Here is a 19,866-nt window from a genome sequence, read left to right as displayed (position 1 = left end):
CAGGAAGGAGCCGGCCCCTCGCGGGGCCGGCTCGTTCGCGGCGTGATCTCAGTCCACGGGCGCCGGACCGCTGCTCGCCCGCACTGTCAACTCCGGTGCCAGCAGCTCGACTTCGTCCGCGCCGCGGCCGGCGAGCTTCGCGACGACCTGCTCGACGGCGCGTCGCCCCATCTCCTGTGCCGGTATGGCGACCGAGGTGAGCCGCACGGATGCCTCGGAGGCGACCTGCTGGGGACAGATGGCGACGACCGACACGTCCTCGGGCACCGCGCGCCCCTGCTGACGCAGCAGATTGAGCAGCGGCTCGACCGCCGACTCGTTCTGCACGATGAACCCGGTGGTGCCCGGCCGCTCGTCGAAGATCCGGGCCAGCGTCCGCTCCATCGCCGCGTACCCGCCCTCGCAGGGCCGGTGCAGCACCCGCACCCCGGTCTGCTGCGCCTTCGTCCGCACGCCGTCCATCGTCCGCTCGGCAAACCCGGTGTGCCGCTCGTACACCGCGGCCGCCTCGCCGATCAGCGCGATCTCGCGGTGGCCGAACCCGGCGAGGTGCTCCACGCAGAGCGCCCCGGTCGCCTCGAAGTCGAGGTCCACGCAGGTAAGCCCGTCGGTCTCGGCGGGCATACCGATCAGCACGGCGGCCTGGTCGGTCTCCAGGAGCAGCGGCAGTCGCTCGTCGTGCAGCTCCACATCCATCAGGATCATGGCATCGGCAAGCGAACTGCCCGCGATCCGCCGAACGGCCGCCGGACCTTCCTCCCCAGTCAGGAGCAGGACGTCATAGCCGTGCGCGCGTGCGGTGGTGGCGACGGCGATGGCGATCTCCATCATCACGGGCACATACATGTCGGTGCGCAGCGGCACCATGAGTGCGATGATGTTGGACCGACTACTGGCGAGCGCGCGGGCTCCGGCGTTGGGGTGGTATCCGAGTTGCTGAATACTTCGCTCCACCCGCTCCCGGGTGGACATGGAGATGGACCGCTTCCCACTGAGGACATAGCTCACCGTGCTCGCGGAGACTCCGGCATGCTGGGCGACCTCGGCAAGGGTGACCATTCGGCTCTCCATCACAGGACGACGGCGGATTCCGGCACACACTCTGACACGTACCGACAGTTTTGGCGAAGCGCTTCGATTCCGACTTACCCGCCTGCGACATGCACGGACAGTTGGAGCCTAGACTGACTCTCGCAGCGAGTCCAGAGCTCGTGTCGAAGCGCTTCGACGCGCCTGACGCAGAGCGGCCCAGGTGGCCCACGGCGTCCGCTCACGCAATCGCCGGACAGGCTCGATTCCGAGCCTGTCCGGCGATTGCGGGCCAAGAGCCACCGGGCGGACCCGGCGCTGCGTCACTGCCCTGCGAGACCCGTGTGCGCGACCCCTCGGACGATCTGGCGCTGGAAGAGCACGAAGACGATCAGCAGGGGCAGCCCGGCGATGACGACGGACGCCATCATCTGCGCGTACCGAAGTCCGTACGAGGTCTGGACGTTGACCAGTCCGACGGGCAGCGTCATACCGTTCGGGTCGGTGGTGACGAGGAACGGCCACAGGAAGTTGTTCCACGTCGAGATGAAGGTGAAGATCGCCACGGCCGCGAGCACCGGTCGCGACAGAGGCACCACGATGGTCCAGAAGACCCGCCACCGCCCGGCGCCGTCGACGAATGCTGCCTCCTCCAGCTCCCGCGGCACCCCTTCGAAGAACTTGACCAGGATGAACACCATGGCGGGGACGGCCACCTGGGGCAGGATCACACCCCAGTACGTGTCGACGAGACCCAGCTGCAGCATCTCCGCGAACAACGGGGCGATCAGCACCTGCGGGGGCACCATGATCCCGGCCAGCACGATGCCGTAGAGAGCCTTTCGGCCACGGAAGTCGGTGCGCGCGAATCCGTACGCCGCCATCGCGCACAGCGTGACGGTCAGCAGCGTCGTCATGACCGAGATGTACGCCGAGTTGAACAGCCAGCGCCCGAGGTCCCCGGCCGCCCACACCTGCCGGTAGGCATCGAAGGTGATCTTCGAACCGATCCACTCGAGCGGGGTCTTCGTCGTCTCGCCCTCGGGCTTGAGTGACGTGGCCAACGCCCAGGCCAGGGGCAGCAGCCAGGCCACGGCCAGCACTGCGGCCGCGACCAGCATGGCGATGCGCCCCGGGGTCCAGCGGGCCTTGCGTCCTGCTTCGGCTGCGGCACTCACTTGGACTCCTCACCGTTGCGCCGGGACAGCCGCAGCTGCACCAGTGAAACGATCACGATCAGGGCGAAGAAGATGTACGAGACGGCGGAGGCGTAGCCGATGCGGTAGCCGGTGAACCCTGCCTGGTAGACGTACTGGAGGATCGGCCGGGTGGAGGCGTCGGGGCCGCCGCCCGTCATGATGTACACCTGGTCGAAGATCTTCAGCGAGGCCAGGACCTGGAGGACGACCACGACACCCGTCGTCCGTCGCAGCATCGGCAGGGTGATGCGGAGCAGCCGCTGCCGGGCTCCCGCACCGTCGAGCTCGGCGGCCTCGTAGAGGTGCTGCGGGATCGACTGGAGCGCGGCCAGGTAGAGCAGGAAGTTGAAGCCGACCGTCCACCACACGGTGGCCAGGACGATCGACAGCATCGCGTACCGCTCGTCGGTGAGCCATCCGATGCCGGGGTGCAGGCCGAACGAGGCGAGCAGCTGGTCCGCAAAGCCGAAGTCGGACGGGAAGATCACCCAGAGGAAGAGCAGTCCGACCACGCCGGACGGGAGAAGGAACGGCGCGAACCACGACAGACGCCACAGCCACTGGACGACGCGGAGGTGGTGGGCGAACAGCGCGAGGACCATTCCGGTCAGGACGAGCGGGACCGTGGACAGGATCGTGAACCAGACGGTGTTCCACATCGAGGACCAGACGTTCGGATCCTGCAGCGCCTCCGCATAGTTGTCGAAGCCGATGAACTCGCCGCCGGTTCCTGTGATGTTGTCGCTGCTCAGGCTCATCCCGACGCCCGACGCCAGCGGCCAGATCAGGAAGAGCGCGTAGACGAGGAGGAATGGTGCGATGAAGAGGAGTCCGTGCTCGGTCCAGCGGCGGCGCACACCCACGGTGTGGGACGCGGCGGCCTCGTCCCGGGCGGCGGGCGCGGCGACGGTGGTGGCGGTCATGCGGCGCCTCCGTTTCCGAGCGGGTTTCGGGTGTCCAGCAGCTTGCGCAGGCGGTTCTTGGCCTCGCGCAGGGCGCCGCCGGGAGTACGGGATCCGGTGAGCACTCCGGAGAAGACGGCGCCGAGCTCGATCCACATGGGCGAGGCGGAGCCGGCGAACCAGGCAGGCTGGTCGAGGGCGACGTCGTCGATGACGTCGCGGTAAGCGGACTGCGGCTGCAGGGCCAGATAGTCCGGGTCGGAGAGCGTGGGCAGATAGGCGGGTACGTGGCCGCCCTTGGCCCAGTCGACGGAGTGCTTGAGCATCCAGGCGACGAACGTGTGGGCGGCCTCGTCGGAGGCGGTGCCGGTACGGTCCTTGCGGTGCGGCAGGACGAAGGAGTGGCAGTCGGCCTGGGCAGTGGGGCGGCCGAAGAGGGCGGGCACTCGGGTCATGGAGAACGGCAGCTTGGAGTTGGTGAAGGTGGACACCTCCCACTCCCCGTTGAGGTGGAAAGCGGTCTTGCCGCCGTTGAACACGCCGATCGCACCCGGGTAATCTGTGCGGCGCACCATCAGCCCCTCGCTGGTGAGAGTCGCCATGTAGTCGAGGACCTTCAGTGCCTTGGCGTCGTCCAGGGCGAGGCTCTTGCCGTCCTCGGTGAGCACGGTGCCGCCGGTCTGCGAGTAGAAGGTGGCGAAGATCCGCCAGGGAGTGATGCAGTCGGGGCCGAGGGTCTCGGCGGTCAGACCGGGCGCACCGGTGGCCTTCTTCGCAGCCCGCAGGGCGTCGGTGAACTCCGCGGCGCCGGTGATCGGCCGCAGCTTCCCCGACCCGTCGAGCAGCCCTGCCTTCTTGCACACCTCGGTGTTGTAGTAGAGGACCATCGGGTGGGTGTCGAGCGGGACGGCGTACTGCTTGCCGTCGACCGCTCCCCGCTGCCAGACATCCGCGGGGAAGCGGTCCGGGGTGATCCCCGCGTCGGCGAGCCGGTCCAGGTCGAAGGGATCCAACAGCTTGCCGGGGCCGAAGCCGGCGAGCCGGGCCAGGTGCAACACCGCCACATCGGGCGCCCGCCCGCCGGCGCCGGCCATGGCGAGCTTGGTGTAGTAGGGCGTCCCCCACTGGAGTTGGGTCGCCTCGGTGTCGATGTCGGGGTGTTCCTTGCGGAAGGCATCCACGAGCGCGGCCATGTTGACACCGTCGCCACCTCCGAAGAGGTGCCAGTACCGCAGACCGGTCCTGCCGGCGGTGGCGCTCGCGGGAGCCGCACAGCCCGCTGCCCCGAAGCCGACGGCTCCGGCAGCAGCCAGGCCGCCCAGACCCGCAAGTGCCTTCCTGCGGTCAAGAGAAGGTTGGTTCACACCCCACCTCAGCGTTCCTGATCGTTTCCGGATTGTTCGAAATTTCGAATGGCGCTCGTAACTTCGAACGGGACCGTAGAGTCGAACAGACCTTGCGTCAACGCATCGCGCACGCTTATCTCGGAGACACGCATGCGGATGCCGCGGGCATCCGCCGCCTACAGGCCGCACGCGATGCCGCCTGGGGTCTGCCGCGGATCAGTGCGACCTGCGTACCGATCTACCGTCCACAGCTGGGGAGTTGGGGTCGACGGGTTCGGATCCCGGCAGGTCCGCGAGGCCGCGGGGCGACACGTACGGTCTCCCCCGGATCTGGGGGCACGGTCGCGATGTGAGAGGTCCTGCGCGGCTTCCACCAGGGACGCTATGGTGCCGACGCTCTCGCGGCGGGCGCGAACGCAAGGACGACAGGTGAGAAGAGTGTCTGACCAAGTGACGTCGGCAGTGGCCCATTCGACGACGGCGCAGCTGAGGCCCGACGCACCCACCGCGCTCTATCTGGGGCTGCGACGCTCACCCCTGGAGTGGCAGGCGGAGCTGGACGCCGCCACCGCACTGGGACTGCGCATCCATGTGTCCTCCGACTCCGACGTCAGCCACACCGGACTCCCCGCCGAGCGGCGGGGCTCCTTCGACCGCACCACCCCGCTCGCGGACCAGGCCGCCCGGGCGGCGCCCGACGAGGCCCCGGCGGCCATCGCCTGCTGGGGTGACAAGCACGTCGGCCTCACCGCGCGGCTCGCCGAGGACTTCGGGGTCCGGGGCATCGGCACGGCGGCCGCGGCCGTCAGTACGGACAAGGTGGCACAGCGTCGCGTGATGGAGCCGTACGGGCTGAACCCGGCCTGGCGGGCGGGTACGACTCCTGACGCCCTCCGGGCCGCCGTCGACATCCTCGGCGCGTCGGGGAAGCCCCTGGTCTTCAAGCCCGCCCACTGCTCGGGCGGCCGGGGCATCACCCTGATCACCGCGGACTCCGACCTGGACGACGTCTTCAAGCTGACCGTCGAGAACTACACCGGTACCACCGACTTCCTGGTGGAGGAGTACGCGGGCGGCTCCGAGCACTCCGTCTCCGGGCTCGTCGCCGACGGCACCGTTCGAATCCTCGGCGTCACCGACAAGTACCTGGAAGGTCCGCTGTCCGCCTCCTGGGCCACGACCGTGCCGTCCGGTCGTACGGACGCGCAGGTGGCGGAGTTGAAGCGGGCCGCCGAGAAGGCCGTTCTCGCCGTCGGCCTGCGGACCGGCGGCTTCCACGTCGACCTGCGGTACACCGCCGCAGGACCGGTCGTACTGGAGATCGGCGGACGGCTCGGCGGCGATCTGATCAACTCTCATCTGATCCCGCTGAGCCGCCAAGATGCCGTGCGACCCTACGAGGCGCTGCTCACCCTGCTGACCACCGGTCAACTCCCCGGCGAACTCACCGAACCGGCACGGGGCGCGGCCATGGTGCTGCTCCCCAAGGCCGGTCAACCGGTGACAGAGCTCGTCGGAACCGCGCTCGCCCACCCCCGTGTGACGCTCGCCGACGACTGGCCCGGTACGGACACGGTGGTGGCGGTCGTCGTCACCGAGGACCCGGCGGAGCTGCCGACAGCCGTGGCGGACGTACGGAAGCTGATCCCCTGACGGACCTCAGCCGCCGCTGCTGGGCGCCCTCGCCTGCCGGAAGGAGCGGGCCGACGGCACCACGTACTCCCGGGTGAACGACCATCTCACCGCACCCCACCTCGACCGCGGCGGGGTGGCGGCGGTCCTGCCGGAGCACGCCGCAACCGGTCGGGGTCATCAAGGCGATAGGCGTCGGTGCTCCCGGCCTCTTCGTCCTGGGACGATCGACTCGCTCCGGCCGGGTGAGGAAGCGCTCGCACGGGGGCCGCTCGAAGCCGCGGCCCCCGTCCTCGCTCATCCGTTCAGCAGAACCGGGAAGGCCTCCATGTCGTTCTGCGTCATCACCGGCAGCTTGCCGATCTCCTCGTCCGGCACAGCAAGCCGCAGCCCGGGAAAGCGCCCGAACAGCGCAGGCAGAGCGATCCCGGCCTCCACCCGTGAGAGCGCCGCTCCCGGGCAGATGTGCGGGCCGTGGCCGAAGGTCATGTGGCGGATCGGGGTCGGCCGGGTGATGTCGAAGGCGTCGGCATCCGGTCCGTGCTGCTCGACGTCACGACCGATGACCCGATAGGAGATGACGACGCCCTCCCCCTTGGCGATCACGTTGTCGCCGACCTGAATGTCCTCCGTGGCGAACCGCATCAGCAGGTGCGTGGTGGGGGTGTCCCAGCGCAGCGTCTCCTCGATCACCGTCTCCCACGGGATCTCGCCGTCGAGGACCTTGCGCAGCTGGTCGGGGTGGGCGAGCAGGGCCCGCACCGCATTGAGGATCAGCCCGATGGTGGTCTCGTGCCCCGCCGCCACCATCGCCTTGAGATTGCCGACCACCTCTTCCTCGGTGAGCGGGTCACCGCCCTCCTCGGCAAGGATGAGCGCACTGGTGAGATCGTCCGTCGGCCGAGCGGTCTTCTCGCGGACGAGGCCGGCGTAGAAGACGTCCAGCTCGGCGAGCAGGGCCATCCGTTCCTCGTGCGGGGTGAGCATGGAGAAGAAGGCTTTGTACTTCTTCGTCAGCATGGCGTGCTGGGACTCTTCGACGCCCATCAGCATGCCGACCACCCGCATCGGCAGCGGCTGCGCGAACACGGACTTGAGGTCGACCACGCCGTCCTTGCCCTGTTCGGCCAGGGCGTCCAGCAGCTCCTCGGTGAACTTCGCGATGTCCGGTCGTATCGCTTCGAGGCGGCGCGGTGTGATCGCCTGGGAGGTCTTGGTGCGCAGTCGCCGATGCTCCTCGCCGTCCACGGTGAACATGGAGCGCCCGGCATCGATCATGCCTATCAGCGGCCAGGCGTGGGTCACTGCTCCGCTCTGCCACAGCCCCCACGTGTTGATGTCCTTCACCAGGCGTGGGTCGACGAGCAGTTGGCGGGCCTCGGCATGCCGGGTGACGGTCCAGGCCGGCACACCGAGCAGCTCGATCCTGGCGAGCGGTCCGGCGTCGCGCAGCCGCGCCGTCTCACCGTCCAGGTCCTGGACCATGGGGTCGATGACCACGGTCGCGCCGGCCGAGGCTGCCTCGTGGGCAGCGGCGTGAGGGCAGTTCAAGAGAAGTCTCCTGTCGTACGTACGGGGCTGAACCGGACGGGCAGCGATTCCATCCCGCGCAGAAAGGCGGACCGCCGCCGGACGAGTGTCTGCGCGGGAACCGCCAGGGCGAGATCGGGCAGCCGGTCGAGGAGCACCTCGATTCCGGTACGGGCGATGGTCTCGGCGATCTCCTGGGCGGGGAACGGGCAGCGGTACTCGCCGTAACTGAACGCCAGATGCGCACTGTTGCCACTCTGGCCGGACTGGTGGCCGGCGGAGAGATGCTGCCGTACATGCGGATCGGAGTTGGCCGCGCCCAGGCCGAGCAGCAGCATGTCCCCGGCCCGGATCGACCGGCCGGCGAGCCGGGTGTCCCGGGCCGCCCAGCGGCCGGCGAGGATCTGGGTCGGGCTCTCCTCCCAGAGGACCTCGTTCATCGCTTCGGCAACGCTGTGCCGGCCGCCGGAGAGGGAGTCGGCGAACTGGTCGTCGGTGAGCATCAGCCGCAGGGAGTTGCTGATCCAGTCGGCGGTGGTCAGATGCCCGGCAGCCGTGATGGCCATCAGGTCGAGGACGAATTCCTCCTCGGTGAAAGGCTCGTGGTACGCAAGCATCCGCGAGGTCACGTCGTCCCCGGGCACCACCCGCTTGGCCGCGACCAGCCGCTGCATGTGCTCGCCGAACCTCGCGTACGCGCTCTGCGCCTCGGGCCCGCCGTCGGCCAGGTCCTTCAGCACCCGGGCGATGTCCGCACCTTCCGCGTCGGGGAACCCGACGAGCCGGGCGAGGACCAGCACGGGCAGCGGCTCGGCGAAATCCGCGACCAGATCGGCGGTGCCGCGCGTGCAGATGCCGTCGATGATCCTGTCCGCCAACTCCTCGCAGTGGCGCCGGATTTCGAACGGGTCCGCGCCCTCCAGGGCGGCGCCCACCATTTCGGCGTGGCGGCGGTGCTCGGCGCCCGCGGTGAAGTAGATCGACGGCATCGGGCGCCCGACCATCGGGAGCAGCGGCCAGTCCTCGGGGATGTGCTCCCACTGGTTCCAGAGCCCGACGTCCCGGGGGAACAACTCGCCGTCACTGGTGACCTGGTGGAGTTCCCGGTAGCCGATGACCAGCCAGGCGGGGAACCCGCCGGGCAGCTCGACGGGCACGACGGGACCGTGATCGCGCCGCATGGTGCGGTAGAGGGCCTGGGGTTCGGTATGGAACTCGGGGCCACTGAGGGGCACTGCGCCCGCACCGTGCTGAACGGGGCAGCCACGGCCCAGTGGTTCAGAGGACGCGGGATCGACGATTGAGGGGCGCGTCATCGAGCTGACTCCTTCGGCGGCGGCGACTCGCGTTGCGTACCCACGATCAACGCGGCACCACTATAGGGATGCGGAGTGAAACTTCGATGCCAATCGCGATCACTCTCTCCACATCTTTGATCACGACACCCTCCGAGTCGCACCGGACCCGGCAACCACCCGTTGACATGCACCTGCGTAATAGTGAATCCTCGCGCGAGAAGTTGCTCGATCTGACGCATGTTCAAGCATTTACAAACATTCAGTCCGAGGGGATGCATCCCGTGCGAAGACTTCACCACCGGGCCCGCCGGCCGGCCTTGGCCGCGGTTGGACTTGCCGCCGCCCTGGCCGCCACTCTGCTCGGCGCCCCCGCCGGGCCCGCCCACGCGGCGACCCCCGCGAGCGCCGTGCTCGATGACGCCCACAAGAGCGTGACGTGGCAGAGCCCCGTCTATCCGAAGGGAACGGTCGGCGGCCCCAACGACTGTCCGCCCGCCGCCGAGGACCCCGACAACAAGGTCTGCGACCGCTTCGACCTCACCGTGTCGACTCCCGACGGCTACTGGGACGACAACCCGGAGGGCGGTGTGCCGATCTCCATCGAGTGGCAGAAGCCCGCCGAGGACTTCGACATGTACATCTACGACTCCGCCGGCAAGCAGGTCGCCTCCAGCGCGGGCACGGCCGACCCCGAGGCCACGGTGATCCCCCGGGCCGACGGGACGTACCACGTGATCGTCGTGCCGTACGACGTCACCGACAACTCCTTCACGGGCAAGGCCTATCTGCCGGAGACCACCGACTCCGGGAACCTGACCTCCTTCAGCGGAGGCCACGGCAGCTACTCCATCGAGGCCGGCGACCTCAAGGCGAAGGCAGACTTCCTGACGGGTGGACAACTTCGCCTCCAGGCGTCTCCCTCCGGTGAGTTCACCGACCCGACCGGCTCGGCAATCATCCGCGAGCAGCCCGCGGTGCAGAAGCACACCAGCACCTTCGACAAGGGCGACTACTACGGCATCCGCTCCCCCGACGCCGTCCTGCGCGTCTACAAGAAGCCGCTGCGCTTCGGCCTCTACAAGGCCGACAACCGCACCCGTATCTGGCAGGAGGACAAGCCCCTGCGCTGGTCCACCGGCGGTATGCGGCAGAGCCTGGAGCGCGGCGCGGACGAGCAGTTCTTCGGCGGTGGCGAACAGAACGGCAGCTTCTCGCACCGCGACAAGACGGTCTACGTGGCCAACAACACCAACTGGAACGAGGGGGGTTACAACAACTCGCAGCCCTTCTACCTCTCCAGTGCCGGCTACGGCGTCTACCGCAACACCTTCGCACCCGGCGTCTACAACTTCGGCTCCCCGGTCCAGACCGGCCAGCAGGAGCGGCGCCTCGACGCGTACTACTTCATCGGTGACGCGAAGCAGGTGATCGGCAAGTACACCGCCCTGGTCGGCAAGCCGTTCATGCCACCGGTGTACGGCCTCGAGCCGGGCGACGCCGACTGCTATCTGCACAACGCCAACCAGGGCGAGCGCCACACCCTGGATGCCCTGAAGGTCGCCGACGGCTATACCCAGAACCAGATACCGCTGGGCTGGATGCTCGTCAACGACGGCTACGGCTGCGGCTACGAGAGCCTGCCGGAGACCGCCAAGGGCCTCCAGGACCACAACGCCCAGCTGGGGCTCTGGACCCAGAACGGCCTCGACAAGCTCGCCGACCAGGTGAAGGCGGGTCAGCGGGTCGCGAAGCTCGACGTCGCCTGGGTCGGCCAGGGCTACGGCATGGCGCTGGACGCCTGCGACAAGGCCAAGGCCGGCATCGAGGAGAACAGCGACGCCCGCGGCTTCGTCTGGCTGCCCGTCTCCTGGGCCGGCGCGCAGCGCTGCGGCGTCCTGTGGAGCGGCGACCAGTCCCTGTCCTGGGACTTCGTACGCTGGCAGATCCCGACCTACGCCGGCGCCACGATGTCCGGTATCGCGTACAACACCGGTGACGTCGGCAGCATCTACCGCCACGACGCGAAGATGTACGCCCGCGACCTGCAGGCCAAGTCGTTCCTCCCGGCCCTGATGACGATGGACGGCTGGGCGACGGACCTGACGACCAAGCAGAAGATCAACCAGCAGCCGTGGGTGGACGGTGAGCCGTACACGTCCATCAACCGCAAGTACCTCCAGCTGCGGGAACGACTGCTGCCGTACCTCTACACCCTGTCCGCCGAGGCCGCGAAGACCGGCGTGGGCTCGGTGCGCCCGCTGTGGCTGGAGTACCCGGACGACCCCGAGACCCTGGGCGCGAACGCCAAGTACGAGTACCTGGCGGGCTCCGACTTCCTGGTGGCCCCGGTCTACGAGGACTCCGACACCCGGAACGGCATCTACCTGCCCAAGGGCACCTGGACCGACTACTGGACGGGCAGGACCTACCAGGGCCCGACCACGATCAACGGCTACCACGCCCCCCTCGACACGCTGCCCCTCTTCGTCAAGGGCGGATCGATCGTGCCGATGTGGCCGAAGGGCACGACGTCCTGGCAGACCCGGGACCGAAGCGAGCTGGACTACGACCTGTACCCGCAGGGCACGAGCACGTACACCCTGTACGAGGACGACGGCGTGACCCGGAAGTTCACGGAGGGCGCCTCGGCGACGCAACAGGTACGCGTGCAGGCACCCACCCCCGGAAAGGCGAGCACCACCATCAAGGTCGGTGCGAGTGTGGGACGTTACGAAGGGAAGCCGGCCGCCAGGACGTACCGATTCACCGTGCACGGCAAGGACGCACCGTCGCAGGTGGTCATGAACGGCAGCCGCCTCCAGCGACTGACCTCCGCAACGGCGCTCGCCTCTGCCGAGTCCGGCTGGTACACGGACCCCGCGACGGGGATCACGGAGATCAAGACGCGGTCCGTCTCCACGGGGCACGGCTTCATGGTTGAGCTGCGGAAGTAGCGAGGACAATCACAAGGCAGTGTCAGGGGCCGTCTCCGGACGGCCCCTGAAGCGTGGACGACGCGGCCTGACGGCCGGAGGCCAGACATACGCGTGGGACCCGGCCACGGTGGTGCGTGGCAGGTCCCACGGGGTTGCGCATGGCTCAGGCCGACGGGTCGGAGGCCAATCCGACGAATCCGGCCCACGCGTGGGGGGAGACGGTCAGGACCGGTCCGGTGGCGATCTTTGAGTCCCGGATGTGTACGGCTCCGGTGGCGTTGGCCACCTCTACGCACTGCCCACCCTCGGCACCGCTGTAACTGCTCTTCAACCAGGCGAGTTCCTGAGCGGCACCCGGGGTCTCTGCGGTGTTCATAGCTCTCCCAGCAACTTCTCGATGTATCCCAGGGTCTCTCGCGGACTGAGAGCCTGGGACCGGATGATCCCATAACGCGCGGCAGCGAGCCGGACCTCTTCGCGATCCGTCAACAGGCTGCTTCGGCCGTGAGCTGCTCGCCACCCTTGCGCGTGATGACGGTGAATGGGCCGTCGACGCCCGCATTGTCCTCACGATCGAGGGGCATGACCTGGATCTCGACATTGCGCTTCTGACCGATGAGCAACAGTTGTTCGAGCTGCCCTCGCAACACAGATTTCCCGCCAAGTGGCTTACGTAGCACTGTCTCTTCGAGCACGAAGCTGAGCAACGGCGCAGGCCAGCGATTGAAGATCTCCTGCCGAGCGAGGCGTGCTGTCACTCGCAGCTCGATCGTCTCCTCGTCCAGCAGAGGGCGACGCATGGCGAGCAACGACCGCGTGTACTCCTCGGTCTGCAACAACCCGTTGACGACGTGAGTGTCGTACACGCACAGCTCGACCGCCTCCGCCTCCAAGCGCGCCATGTCCCGGAAGAAGGCCGGGTACTGCGCCCGCCCCACCTCCTCCTTCAGCGCCTTGAGAACGCCCCCGGCATCCAGTACCTCGTCCGCCCGGTCGATGAACCTCGGCGGCGGGATACGCCTCCCCTGCTCGAAGGACGCGACCGACTGTCCCGCGTAGCCCACGCGCTCCCCGAACTCGGGCCGCTCCAGCCCCGCTCGAATCCGCAGCAGCTTCAACTGCCTGCCGAAAGCGGTCACCACGCCCGATCCCGGTTCGTCCTCCGGTCGGGTCCCGGCGCCATCCCGTACGCCCTGCTCGCCCTGTTCCATCGGCTCCGAAGAGTCCATCGGCCCCACCACCTCACCGACCCAACGCCGCGCCCCGGACTTCGTCACGCGGCGTGCCTCGTACACACCGCACGCCGTCGCGTACAACCGACATCCGACAGCGCGTCACTGCTGGTCACGCTACGCCACCGAGCGTCACCGTGAAGGCATGACGAGCAAGCAGCCACTCCCCGTACGTCTCACCCGCACCGGCCAACCCCTCTTTCCCTGGCGCCACTTCACGATGCGCTTCAGTTCCACCCCACGCGGCGCCCGTCTCGCCCGACGCCTGGCCGGGGAACGCCTCGACGCCTGGGGAATCCCTTACGGAAGCGATGCCCACGACGTGCTGACGCTGATCGTGGCGGAGCTCAGCGCGAACGCCGTACGCCATGGACGTGTACCCGGCCGCGACTTCCGCCTCCGTCTCTCGGCCGAGGGCGCGGCCCTGCGTGTGGAGGTCACCGACTCACGCGGCGAGAGCATCCCGGCGCTGGCCGAACGTCCAACCACCTGGACGGACGCCGCGGCCTCCTCCTGGTGGCCGCACTCACCGACCGCTGGGGCTGGTATCCGTGCATCGACGGGCCCGGCAAAACGGTGTGGGCCGCTCTGGACGTGGGCCTGTCGTAGTCGATCATCCGGAACCGTGCCCCCCAGCGCCGCCTGATCAGCGCCAGTGATCGACACGGTCCGGGCGGCAGCTCCGCACAGGAGGCCCCACTTGCGGAGTTCCACAAACCGCTGATGCGCCGCAGCGCGTGGGACACGGTCTCAGCAGCCTTGGAGCTTCCGCCCAGCTCCGTGTCTCGCAGGACGGTCACAGCTTGAACACCACTCCGCGCCATGTCCATCCCGCGTCGAGGACCGCGGCCCGCAGGGGATCCTTCATCTCTGCTGGGTCGAAGCGGAACACTTCCGTCTTGTGCAGCCGTCCGTCGGCCCCCCGCTCGACCACCCACTCCCGGGAGACCGCGGTCACCTGTCCACGGGAGTACTCGCGCGACGCCCGCAGGCTGGGCGTGTCCCCGACCCACGCGACCTCCCACTGCTCGTCGAAGGTGCGGACCTCGTGCTTCTCCGGGACCAGACGCATCCGGGTCTTGAGCGTCCGGTCCAGCCGAGTTCGGACGAAGAACGTGCGCATGGCAGGTTCCAGGATCCGCCACTCCGCCACCAGGCCGACCCCCTCCTTGGGGGTGGCATTGCGCACCCGGTACGGCACGTCCGGCCCGTTGATCGCGAGCAGCGCCGCCCGGACTTCCTCGGCGGAACGCGGTGCGACACCACTGCTTGGGTGCTTGGTGCCGGTCAGTTTGTCAAAGAGGCCCATCGGATCAATCTATGAACGTCCGGCTACTCGACGCAAAATCTCCCAGGTGCAGTGTGACGCGCTAGGTGTATCGAACTGGAGGGTGATGTGGGCGGGGACGGCCCTCATGACTCTTGACCTTGCCCAAAGGTGAAGGCCGACAGTGTCTGTGGCGACGAAGCCGGCGAGCTGAGCATGCTTGGCTCTGACCGAACCCGGATGCGAGGAACCTGCATGGATGACGACGCTCTCCTGGCAGAGCAGACGGCCTACTACAAGCCGGGCGGTGAAGATGCCGTGCCTGAGGTCAGCCAGTCTGTTCCGGCTGCTCGGCGCGTGAGCGGGTGGTTCGGTCTCGTCAATGTGTGTCAGCTGCCGGCTGTGCGTCGGAGCTTGCAGGCCGTGCTGACACAAGGCGGTGGTTGCACGCTTGCCTGCGTGGCTTCTTAAATCACGCGACACCGCCTCCGAGCTGTGGAAACCTCACGCGCGATGACACAACGAACCGATACACCCCCCACGTGGGACGAACGTACGCAGCTGGCCACCTTCCTGGACTACGCCCGTGACACGGCGCGAGCCAAGTGTGAGGGCGTGTCCGTAGAGGACGCCCGCAAGGCACCGCTCCCGAATTCACCATTGATGACGATGTGCGGGCTGATCAGCCACCTGCGATGGGTCGAGCATCACTGGGTCCAGGTGATGTTTCTCGGTGAGGAGCCCGAGGGGCCGCTCACGGAGGCGACCGACGACGACCCCGACCCCGAGATGCGGACAGCGGTCGACATCCCGTTGACCCAGCTTCTCGCCGAGTACGAGGAACAGAGCGCCCGCTATCGCCGCCTGGTGTCCGACCACGACCTGAACTCAACGGCCAAGCGTCCTATCGGCGACGGCCGCCACGTGGACCTGCGCTGGGTGGTCCTCCACCTCATCGAAGAGATTTCCCGCCACAACGGTCACCTCGATGTCGTGCGTGAACTCGTCGACGGGCAGACCGGCGTCTAGCTTCTGCCCGGCATTCATGGGCGGAGCCAGAGTCTGATCGAGGCGAGGGGGACGGTGCCGTGGAAGACGTAGGCGGCGCGTCTGTCGAACCTCGTGGCCACGGCCCGGAGGTTCTTGAGGGCGTTGATCGTCCGCTCAACTTCGTTCCTCCGCTTGTAGATCGTCTTGACGAAGCAGGCGGGTCGGCCGCCCTTGCTGCCCCGGCGTTGGCGGTTGGCCCGCTGGTTCTGCGGCTCGGATGGTGTGCTTGATCTCGCGTCGGCGCAGGTAACGGCGGTTGCGACGGGAGCAGTACGCCTGATGGGAAGCGAAGGTGGGCGGGCCGCGTGCGCGAGTGTCCGCCGCCGAGACGGCCGACGCGGATGCGTTCCATGACCGGGAGGAGCTGCGGAGCGTCGCCCCACTGGCCTGCGTGATCACCAGGGCCGGCGGGCGTATCCACCCTCACCGGCGAGGTGGATCTTGCAGGTCAGGCCGCCCCGGGAGCGTCCGAGTCCCTCGTCGGGGCGGTGCTGCCAGGGCGTGCGGCGGAAAGGAAGTGCCGGGGTGTGAGCTGCCTGGTGGGCAGGTGCAGCAGCATGGCGTTCGGGCCGTCCGCCAGATTGACGGCCGTGTTCTGGTAGCCCAGGACGTGGACGAGGCCGTGCACGCGGTGGTGCTGACGCCCGCAGTACACGATCGTGCCAGAGAACGCGGCCTCACCTGTCGAGATACACATGGCGGCAAGGTATCGCCCCTGTCCGGCGGGCACCGAGGGCGTCTGGCCTGCTGAGGACCGCTACCGCCGACTGACGGCCCCGACGCGGAGTCTGACGCCCGGCCGGCCGGTGATCCACGACTTCGATGCGCTGTACCCGAAGTACAAGGGCGGACGCCCCAGGACTCTCACGCTCCCCGAGCGGCGCGAGATCAAGAAGATCGCCAAGTCCAAGCCGGCCAAGCACGGCCTGCCCTATCACCTCACCTGTGACCAGCAGTTACGGGACAACCCTTAGTCAGGAAGATCTCGGATCTGTCGGACGGGCGGCATATTCTGAGCCCCGTCCGCACTATCTGGGAGAGTCATGACAAGTAGGTTCACCGAGTTGGCCGTTGACTGCCACGATCCGGAGAGGCTTGCGGCTTTCTGGTGCGAGGTCCTGGACTTCAAGGTGATCGATCGGAGCGAGGGCAAGGTCGAGATCGGCTCCTGGGTGCCGACCGTCGAGGATGTTCGGGCCCGTCAGATGGCGCCCACCCTGCTGTTCATCCAGGTGCCCGAGAGCAAGACCGTGAAGAACCGACTGCACCTCGACGTCAGCCCGATCGACGGCAGCACCGAGGACGAGGTGACCAGATTGCTCAGCCTCGGCGCCACCAAGACGGATGTGGGCCAGGGCTCGGATCGAAACTGGGTGGTCATGGCAGACCCCGAGGGCAACGAGTTCTGCGTCCTACGCACGCTTGCACCGCAGTACTAGGCCGCGAGCGGGCAGGTCACTTCCCGACCGACCTCTGTGCATCGGGGGCATCGGGGCGCAGTGACCTGAATGCGGACCTCAGTTCGCTGGTGAAGATGTCCGGCACTTCCCACGCGGCGAAGTGACCACCGTTGTGGACCTTGTTGAAGTAGATGAGATTGTGGTAGCTACGCTTCGTCCAACTCAGCGGCGCCTGGTAAATCTCGCCAGGGAATACGGTGACGGCAGCCGGGATGGAAACCGAAACAGCATTGAAATTGTTCGCATTGTTCTCCCAGTAGAGGCGGGCGGAAGAAATCGCGGTGTTCGTGACCCAGTAGAGCGTGATGTCGTCGAGCATCTCATCCCTGGTGAGCACTCGCTCGGGATGGCCATTGCTGTACGTCCATGCGGCGAACTTGTCGTACATCCAGGCAGCCAGTCCAACTGGCGAGTCCGACAACCCGTATCCGACAGTCTGGGGACGGGTGACCATCATGGCGGAGTAGCCCGAGCCCGTCTTGTAAAAGGCAGCAAGTTTGTTGTAGGCCGCCTTCTCCTCGACGGACAGGCCGGCCGGGGCCGGGTCGCCGCAGCTGAGTTTCTTCGCGATGTCCGCAGGTACGGTGGCCGGAAAATTGACGTGGATGCCGAGCAATCCCGCAGGTTGCTGTATCGCCATCTTGTCCGAGATTACCGCCCCCCAGTCGCCGCCCTGGGACACATAGTGCTCGTATCCCAGACGCTCCATCAGTACGGCCCACGCGCGCGCAATGCGGTCGGGACCCCACCCGGTACTCGTCGGCCTCTGCGAAAAGCCGTAACCCGGCATCGATGGTATGACGAGATGAAAGGCATCGTCCGCACGTCCACCATGGGCGGTGGGATTCGTGAGCGGGTCGATCACCTTGAGGAATTCCAGAATGGATCCCGGCCAGCCGTGAGTCAAGATCAAAGGCAGAGCGTTCGAATGACGGGAGCGGACGTGAATGAAATGAATGTCAAGCCCGTCGATCTTTGTCAGAAACTGCGGCAAGGAATTAAGCCTTGCCTCGATCCTCCGCCAGTTGTAGGCCGTACCCCAATAGCGTGCGAGTTCTTTGATGGTCGCCAACTGGACACCCTGTGACTGATCCCGGACAGTCTCTCGGTCGGGCCACCGCGTCGAAGTGATCCGCCACCGAAGATCAGCGAGATCTCGCTCCGGAACGTCGACGCGGAATGGCCGGATACTCTCGTCTCTGTCCACGCCGACCGGCTTCTCGGGCAGCCGACTGAAGGCTCCCGCGGTTGCTGCGGTCGTCGCAGCGGCCGAGGCGAGAAGAAGCTTTCGTCGCGAGAGCCATCGGGACGTCTCGGGCATGAATATCTCCTTGAACCATTTCCGCATTTTCGGGCGCCCAGATTTTTTCGCCGTCGACAGTCGAAATCCGACACGGAACCCCCTGCGACCCGGGGAACCATTCAACCCGGATTCGAGCCGTAAACAGGCGGCATCGAGACGTCGATATTCACATTCTGGACATTACGACCGAATGTCACGTTATTCACCTTCATGTGAACTCGCAACTCGGAGCCGGACAGCGCGGCCTGGCAGTCGTGGGCGACCTGTGGACCGACTCGCTGTTCGTCTCCATCACCCGCCACGGCCCGCCGAACGCATGGGCCGGCATTCACCCGATCGGCGCCGCATGGGCTACGAACGCCGCATCACCCGCGGCCGATTCGCCCGCTACTGAACTTGACCGATCACCGCCCACAAGGCGGTCCGGCTCCTGCCCGACGACCTCTGAGGGCGGGCAGAGACCGGCAGGACCTGCCCCGAAAGCCCCGGCACGCGGAGCCCGCCGCCCCTCACGTCGCGCTGCGCTCACTCGCCTCACGCATATCGCGCTCCACGGCGCGGTGGTACGCGGAGTCCAACTCCCCCGCCGCGCTGCCGGGCCGCCCCACCCGTAGCAGCTCCCGCCATCGTTCCTGGCTCCAGTCGGCCGGGGCCGTGGTGCGCACGAAGTCCTCGACCAGGGCCCGGAAGCGCGCGGGGTCGCTGTGGAAGGGGAAGTGGCCCGCACCGTGGAAGATCTCCAGGCGGCTGCCGGGCATCGCCGCGTGCGCGCGGTAGGCGTGCCGGACCGGCACCACGCTGTCCCGCGATCCCCACAGCAGCAGCGTGGGCATGCCCTCCGCCAGGTAGCAGCGGTCGAGCATGGTCACCACCTGGCCCTGCCAGTCGACCACCGACCGCAGGGTGCTGATGAACGCGCTGCGCGACGTGGCGTCGGGGAGGGCGTCCACCACGTTGAGCAGCTCTGCGGCATCCTGGCCCAGGTCGGTGTCGAGAATCTTCATCAGCCGGCTGAAGAGGTCGACCTGGCTGCGCATGCCGGGCAGTCTCAGCGCGGACAGCATGAGGTCTGCGCCCGGCAGCGACACCGCCCGCAGGACAGGGTTGACCTCGCGCCCCACCCCGCCCGTGCTCACCAGGATCAGGCGGTCGGTCCGCTCGGGGAACTGGTACGCGAACTGCATGGCCACGCCGCCGCCAAGCGAGTGACCGACCAAGGTGGCACGCTCGATGTCCAGCACTCCCAGCAGGTCGCGGATGCCGTTCGCGTATGCCGCCACCGAGTAGTCGGCCCGCGGCTTGTCCGAGGCCCCGTGGCCCAGGAGGTCAGGGGCGATGACGGTGTAGCTGCGCGCCAGGTCGGGGATCAGATCCGCCCAGGTCGCGGAGGAGTCGCCGATACCGTGGATGAGCAGGATCACGGGACCGTCTCCGGCGATCCGGTACGCGCGGCGGTAGCCGTGCACCACGTGGTGGCGCAGCGGTACGTCCTGCCCGGACACCGAGCGCAGCCGGCCTGCTCTGGGCGGGCTCGGTTCAGGTTCTGGGGCGCCGACCACAGTCTCGTCTCCCGTCTGCTTCTCCCCGCTTTCTTCTCGAGCGTAGAGCTTTTGGCGCACAGGGGATTTCCGGGACGTTTCAGGCGGCGCGCGTCTGCTCGGCGAATTCGGCCGGGCGGAAAG

Annotated in this window: 14 protein-coding genes and 4 pseudogenes; 6 read left to right on the top strand and 12 right to left on the bottom strand. The window is 67.6% G+C overall.

Annotated elements, in window-relative coordinates; genetic code table 11:
- Positions 1–48: 48 nt before the first annotated feature.
- The 4 genes from ACIA8E_RS11500 to ACIA8E_RS11485 all read right to left on the bottom strand — a co-directional run bounded on the left by ACIA8E_RS11500 (position 49) and on the right by ACIA8E_RS11485 (position 4,494).
- Positions 49–1,059 carry a LacI family DNA-binding transcriptional regulator gene (locus tag ACIA8E_RS11500; RefSeq protein WP_399296879.1) on the bottom strand — a complete coding sequence of 337 codons (1,011 nt, stop codon included), beginning with the start codon at positions 1,057–1,059 and terminating at the stop codon, positions 49–51.
- A 293-nt stretch (positions 1,060–1,352) separates the two neighbouring features.
- Positions 1,353–2,150, bottom strand: a complete 798-nt coding sequence (locus ACIA8E_RS11495) for a carbohydrate ABC transporter permease (RefSeq protein WP_399297575.1) — start codon at positions 2,148–2,150, stop codon at positions 1,353–1,355.
- A 53-nt stretch (positions 2,151–2,203) separates the two neighbouring features.
- Complete coding sequence (locus tag ACIA8E_RS11490; RefSeq protein WP_399296877.1) at positions 2,204–3,151, bottom strand: carbohydrate ABC transporter permease; 948 nt, start codon at positions 3,149–3,151, stop codon at positions 2,204–2,206.
- The gene (locus tag ACIA8E_RS11485; protein WP_399296875.1) at positions 3,148–4,494 is read right to left on the bottom strand and encodes an extracellular solute-binding protein; all 1,347 of its coding nucleotides are present in this window, start codon (positions 4,492–4,494) and stop codon (positions 3,148–3,150) included. The genes ACIA8E_RS11490 and ACIA8E_RS11485 overlap by 4 nt, the downstream gene beginning before the upstream one ends.
- A gap of 420 nt (positions 4,495–4,914) precedes the next feature.
- On the opposite strand from ACIA8E_RS11485, the gene ACIA8E_RS11480 reads away from it, so the two are divergent.
- Positions 4,915–6,129 (top strand): acetyl-CoA carboxylase biotin carboxylase subunit family protein, encoded by a 1,215-nt coding sequence (locus tag ACIA8E_RS11480; protein ID WP_399296874.1) that lies wholly within the window; start codon positions 4,915–4,917, stop codon positions 6,127–6,129.
- A 276-nt stretch (positions 6,130–6,405) separates the two neighbouring features.
- On the opposite strand, the gene ACIA8E_RS11475 is transcribed toward ACIA8E_RS11480, so the two are convergent.
- Together ACIA8E_RS11475 and ACIA8E_RS11470 are read right to left on the bottom strand one after the other, a co-directional pair.
- Positions 6,406–7,659 (bottom strand): cytochrome P450, encoded by a 1,254-nt coding sequence (locus ACIA8E_RS11475; RefSeq protein ID WP_399296872.1) that lies wholly within the window; start codon positions 7,657–7,659, stop codon positions 6,406–6,408.
- Positions 7,656–8,954 (bottom strand): cytochrome P450, encoded by a 1,299-nt coding sequence (locus ACIA8E_RS11470; RefSeq protein WP_399296870.1) that lies wholly within the window; start codon positions 8,952–8,954, stop codon positions 7,656–7,658. The genes ACIA8E_RS11475 and ACIA8E_RS11470 overlap by 4 nt, the downstream gene beginning before the upstream one ends.
- A gap of 263 nt (positions 8,955–9,217) precedes the next feature.
- On the opposite strand from ACIA8E_RS11470, the gene ACIA8E_RS11465 reads away from it, so the two are divergent.
- Complete coding sequence (locus ACIA8E_RS11465) at positions 9,218–11,890, top strand: TIM-barrel domain-containing protein (RefSeq protein WP_399296868.1); 2,673 nt, start codon at positions 9,218–9,220, stop codon at positions 11,888–11,890.
- A gap of 145 nt (positions 11,891–12,035) precedes the next feature.
- On the opposite strand, the gene ACIA8E_RS11460 is transcribed toward ACIA8E_RS11465, so the two are convergent.
- A complete protein-coding gene (locus ACIA8E_RS11460) occupies positions 12,036–12,248 on the bottom strand; it encodes a DUF397 domain-containing protein (RefSeq protein WP_399296866.1) in 213 nt (70 codons plus the stop codon).
- Positions 12,245–13,083, bottom strand: a pseudogene (locus ACIA8E_RS11455) (helix-turn-helix domain-containing protein). The gene ACIA8E_RS11460 and the pseudogene ACIA8E_RS11455 overlap by 4 nt, the downstream one beginning before the upstream one ends.
- Positions 13,084–13,249: 166 nt before the next feature.
- Here ACIA8E_RS11455 and ACIA8E_RS11450 point away from each other — a divergent pair.
- Positions 13,250–13,713 (top strand): annotated as a pseudogene (locus ACIA8E_RS11450) (ATP-binding protein).
- Positions 13,714–13,900: 187 nt separating this feature from the next.
- On the opposite strand, the gene ACIA8E_RS11445 reads toward ACIA8E_RS11450, so the two are convergent.
- A complete protein-coding gene (locus ACIA8E_RS11445; RefSeq protein WP_392839706.1) occupies positions 13,901–14,413 on the bottom strand; it encodes a hypothetical protein in 513 nt (170 codons plus the stop codon).
- A gap of 471 nt (positions 14,414–14,884) precedes the next feature.
- Here ACIA8E_RS11445 and ACIA8E_RS11440 point away from each other — a divergent pair, with 471 nt between their 5' ends.
- Positions 14,885–15,400 carry a DinB family protein gene (locus tag ACIA8E_RS11440; RefSeq protein WP_399296863.1) on the top strand — a complete coding sequence of 172 codons (516 nt, stop codon included), beginning with the start codon at positions 14,885–14,887 and terminating at the stop codon, positions 15,398–15,400.
- Between the two features lie 14 nt (positions 15,401–15,414).
- On the opposite strand, the pseudogene ACIA8E_RS11435 reads toward ACIA8E_RS11440, so the two are convergent.
- Positions 15,415–15,993: pseudogene (locus ACIA8E_RS11435) on the bottom strand (IS5 family transposase); the annotation flags it as partial.
- A 228-nt stretch (positions 15,994–16,221) separates the two neighbouring features.
- On the opposite strand from ACIA8E_RS11435, the pseudogene ACIA8E_RS11430 reads away from it, so the two are divergent.
- A pseudogene (locus tag ACIA8E_RS11430) lies at positions 16,222–16,356 on the top strand (helix-turn-helix domain-containing protein); the annotation flags it as partial.
- 108 nt (positions 16,357–16,464) lie between these two features.
- Positions 16,465–16,860, top strand: coding sequence for a VOC family protein (locus ACIA8E_RS11425; protein WP_399296861.1), 396 nt, complete (start codon positions 16,465–16,467; stop codon positions 16,858–16,860).
- Between the two features lie 16 nt (positions 16,861–16,876).
- Here ACIA8E_RS11425 and ACIA8E_RS11420 read toward each other — a convergent pair whose 3' ends face one another.
- Positions 16,877–18,202 (bottom strand): epoxide hydrolase family protein, encoded by a 1,326-nt coding sequence (locus ACIA8E_RS11420; RefSeq protein WP_399296859.1) that lies wholly within the window; start codon positions 18,200–18,202, stop codon positions 16,877–16,879.
- Positions 18,203–18,693: 491 nt separating this feature from the next.
- Positions 18,694–19,686: an alpha/beta fold hydrolase gene (locus tag ACIA8E_RS11415; protein WP_399296858.1), complete on the bottom strand. Its 993-nt coding sequence runs from the start codon at positions 19,684–19,686 to the stop codon at positions 18,694–18,696.
- Positions 19,687–19,866: the final 180 nt, after the last annotated feature.

Source organism: Streptomyces sp. NPDC051664, from assembly GCF_044453545.1.
In the GTDB taxonomy this organism is placed as follows: domain Bacteria; phylum Actinomycetota; class Actinomycetes; order Streptomycetales; family Streptomycetaceae; genus Streptomyces.
The sequence above is the reverse complement of the archived record's forward strand: the minus strand, read 5'-3'. Positions and strand labels throughout refer to the sequence as shown.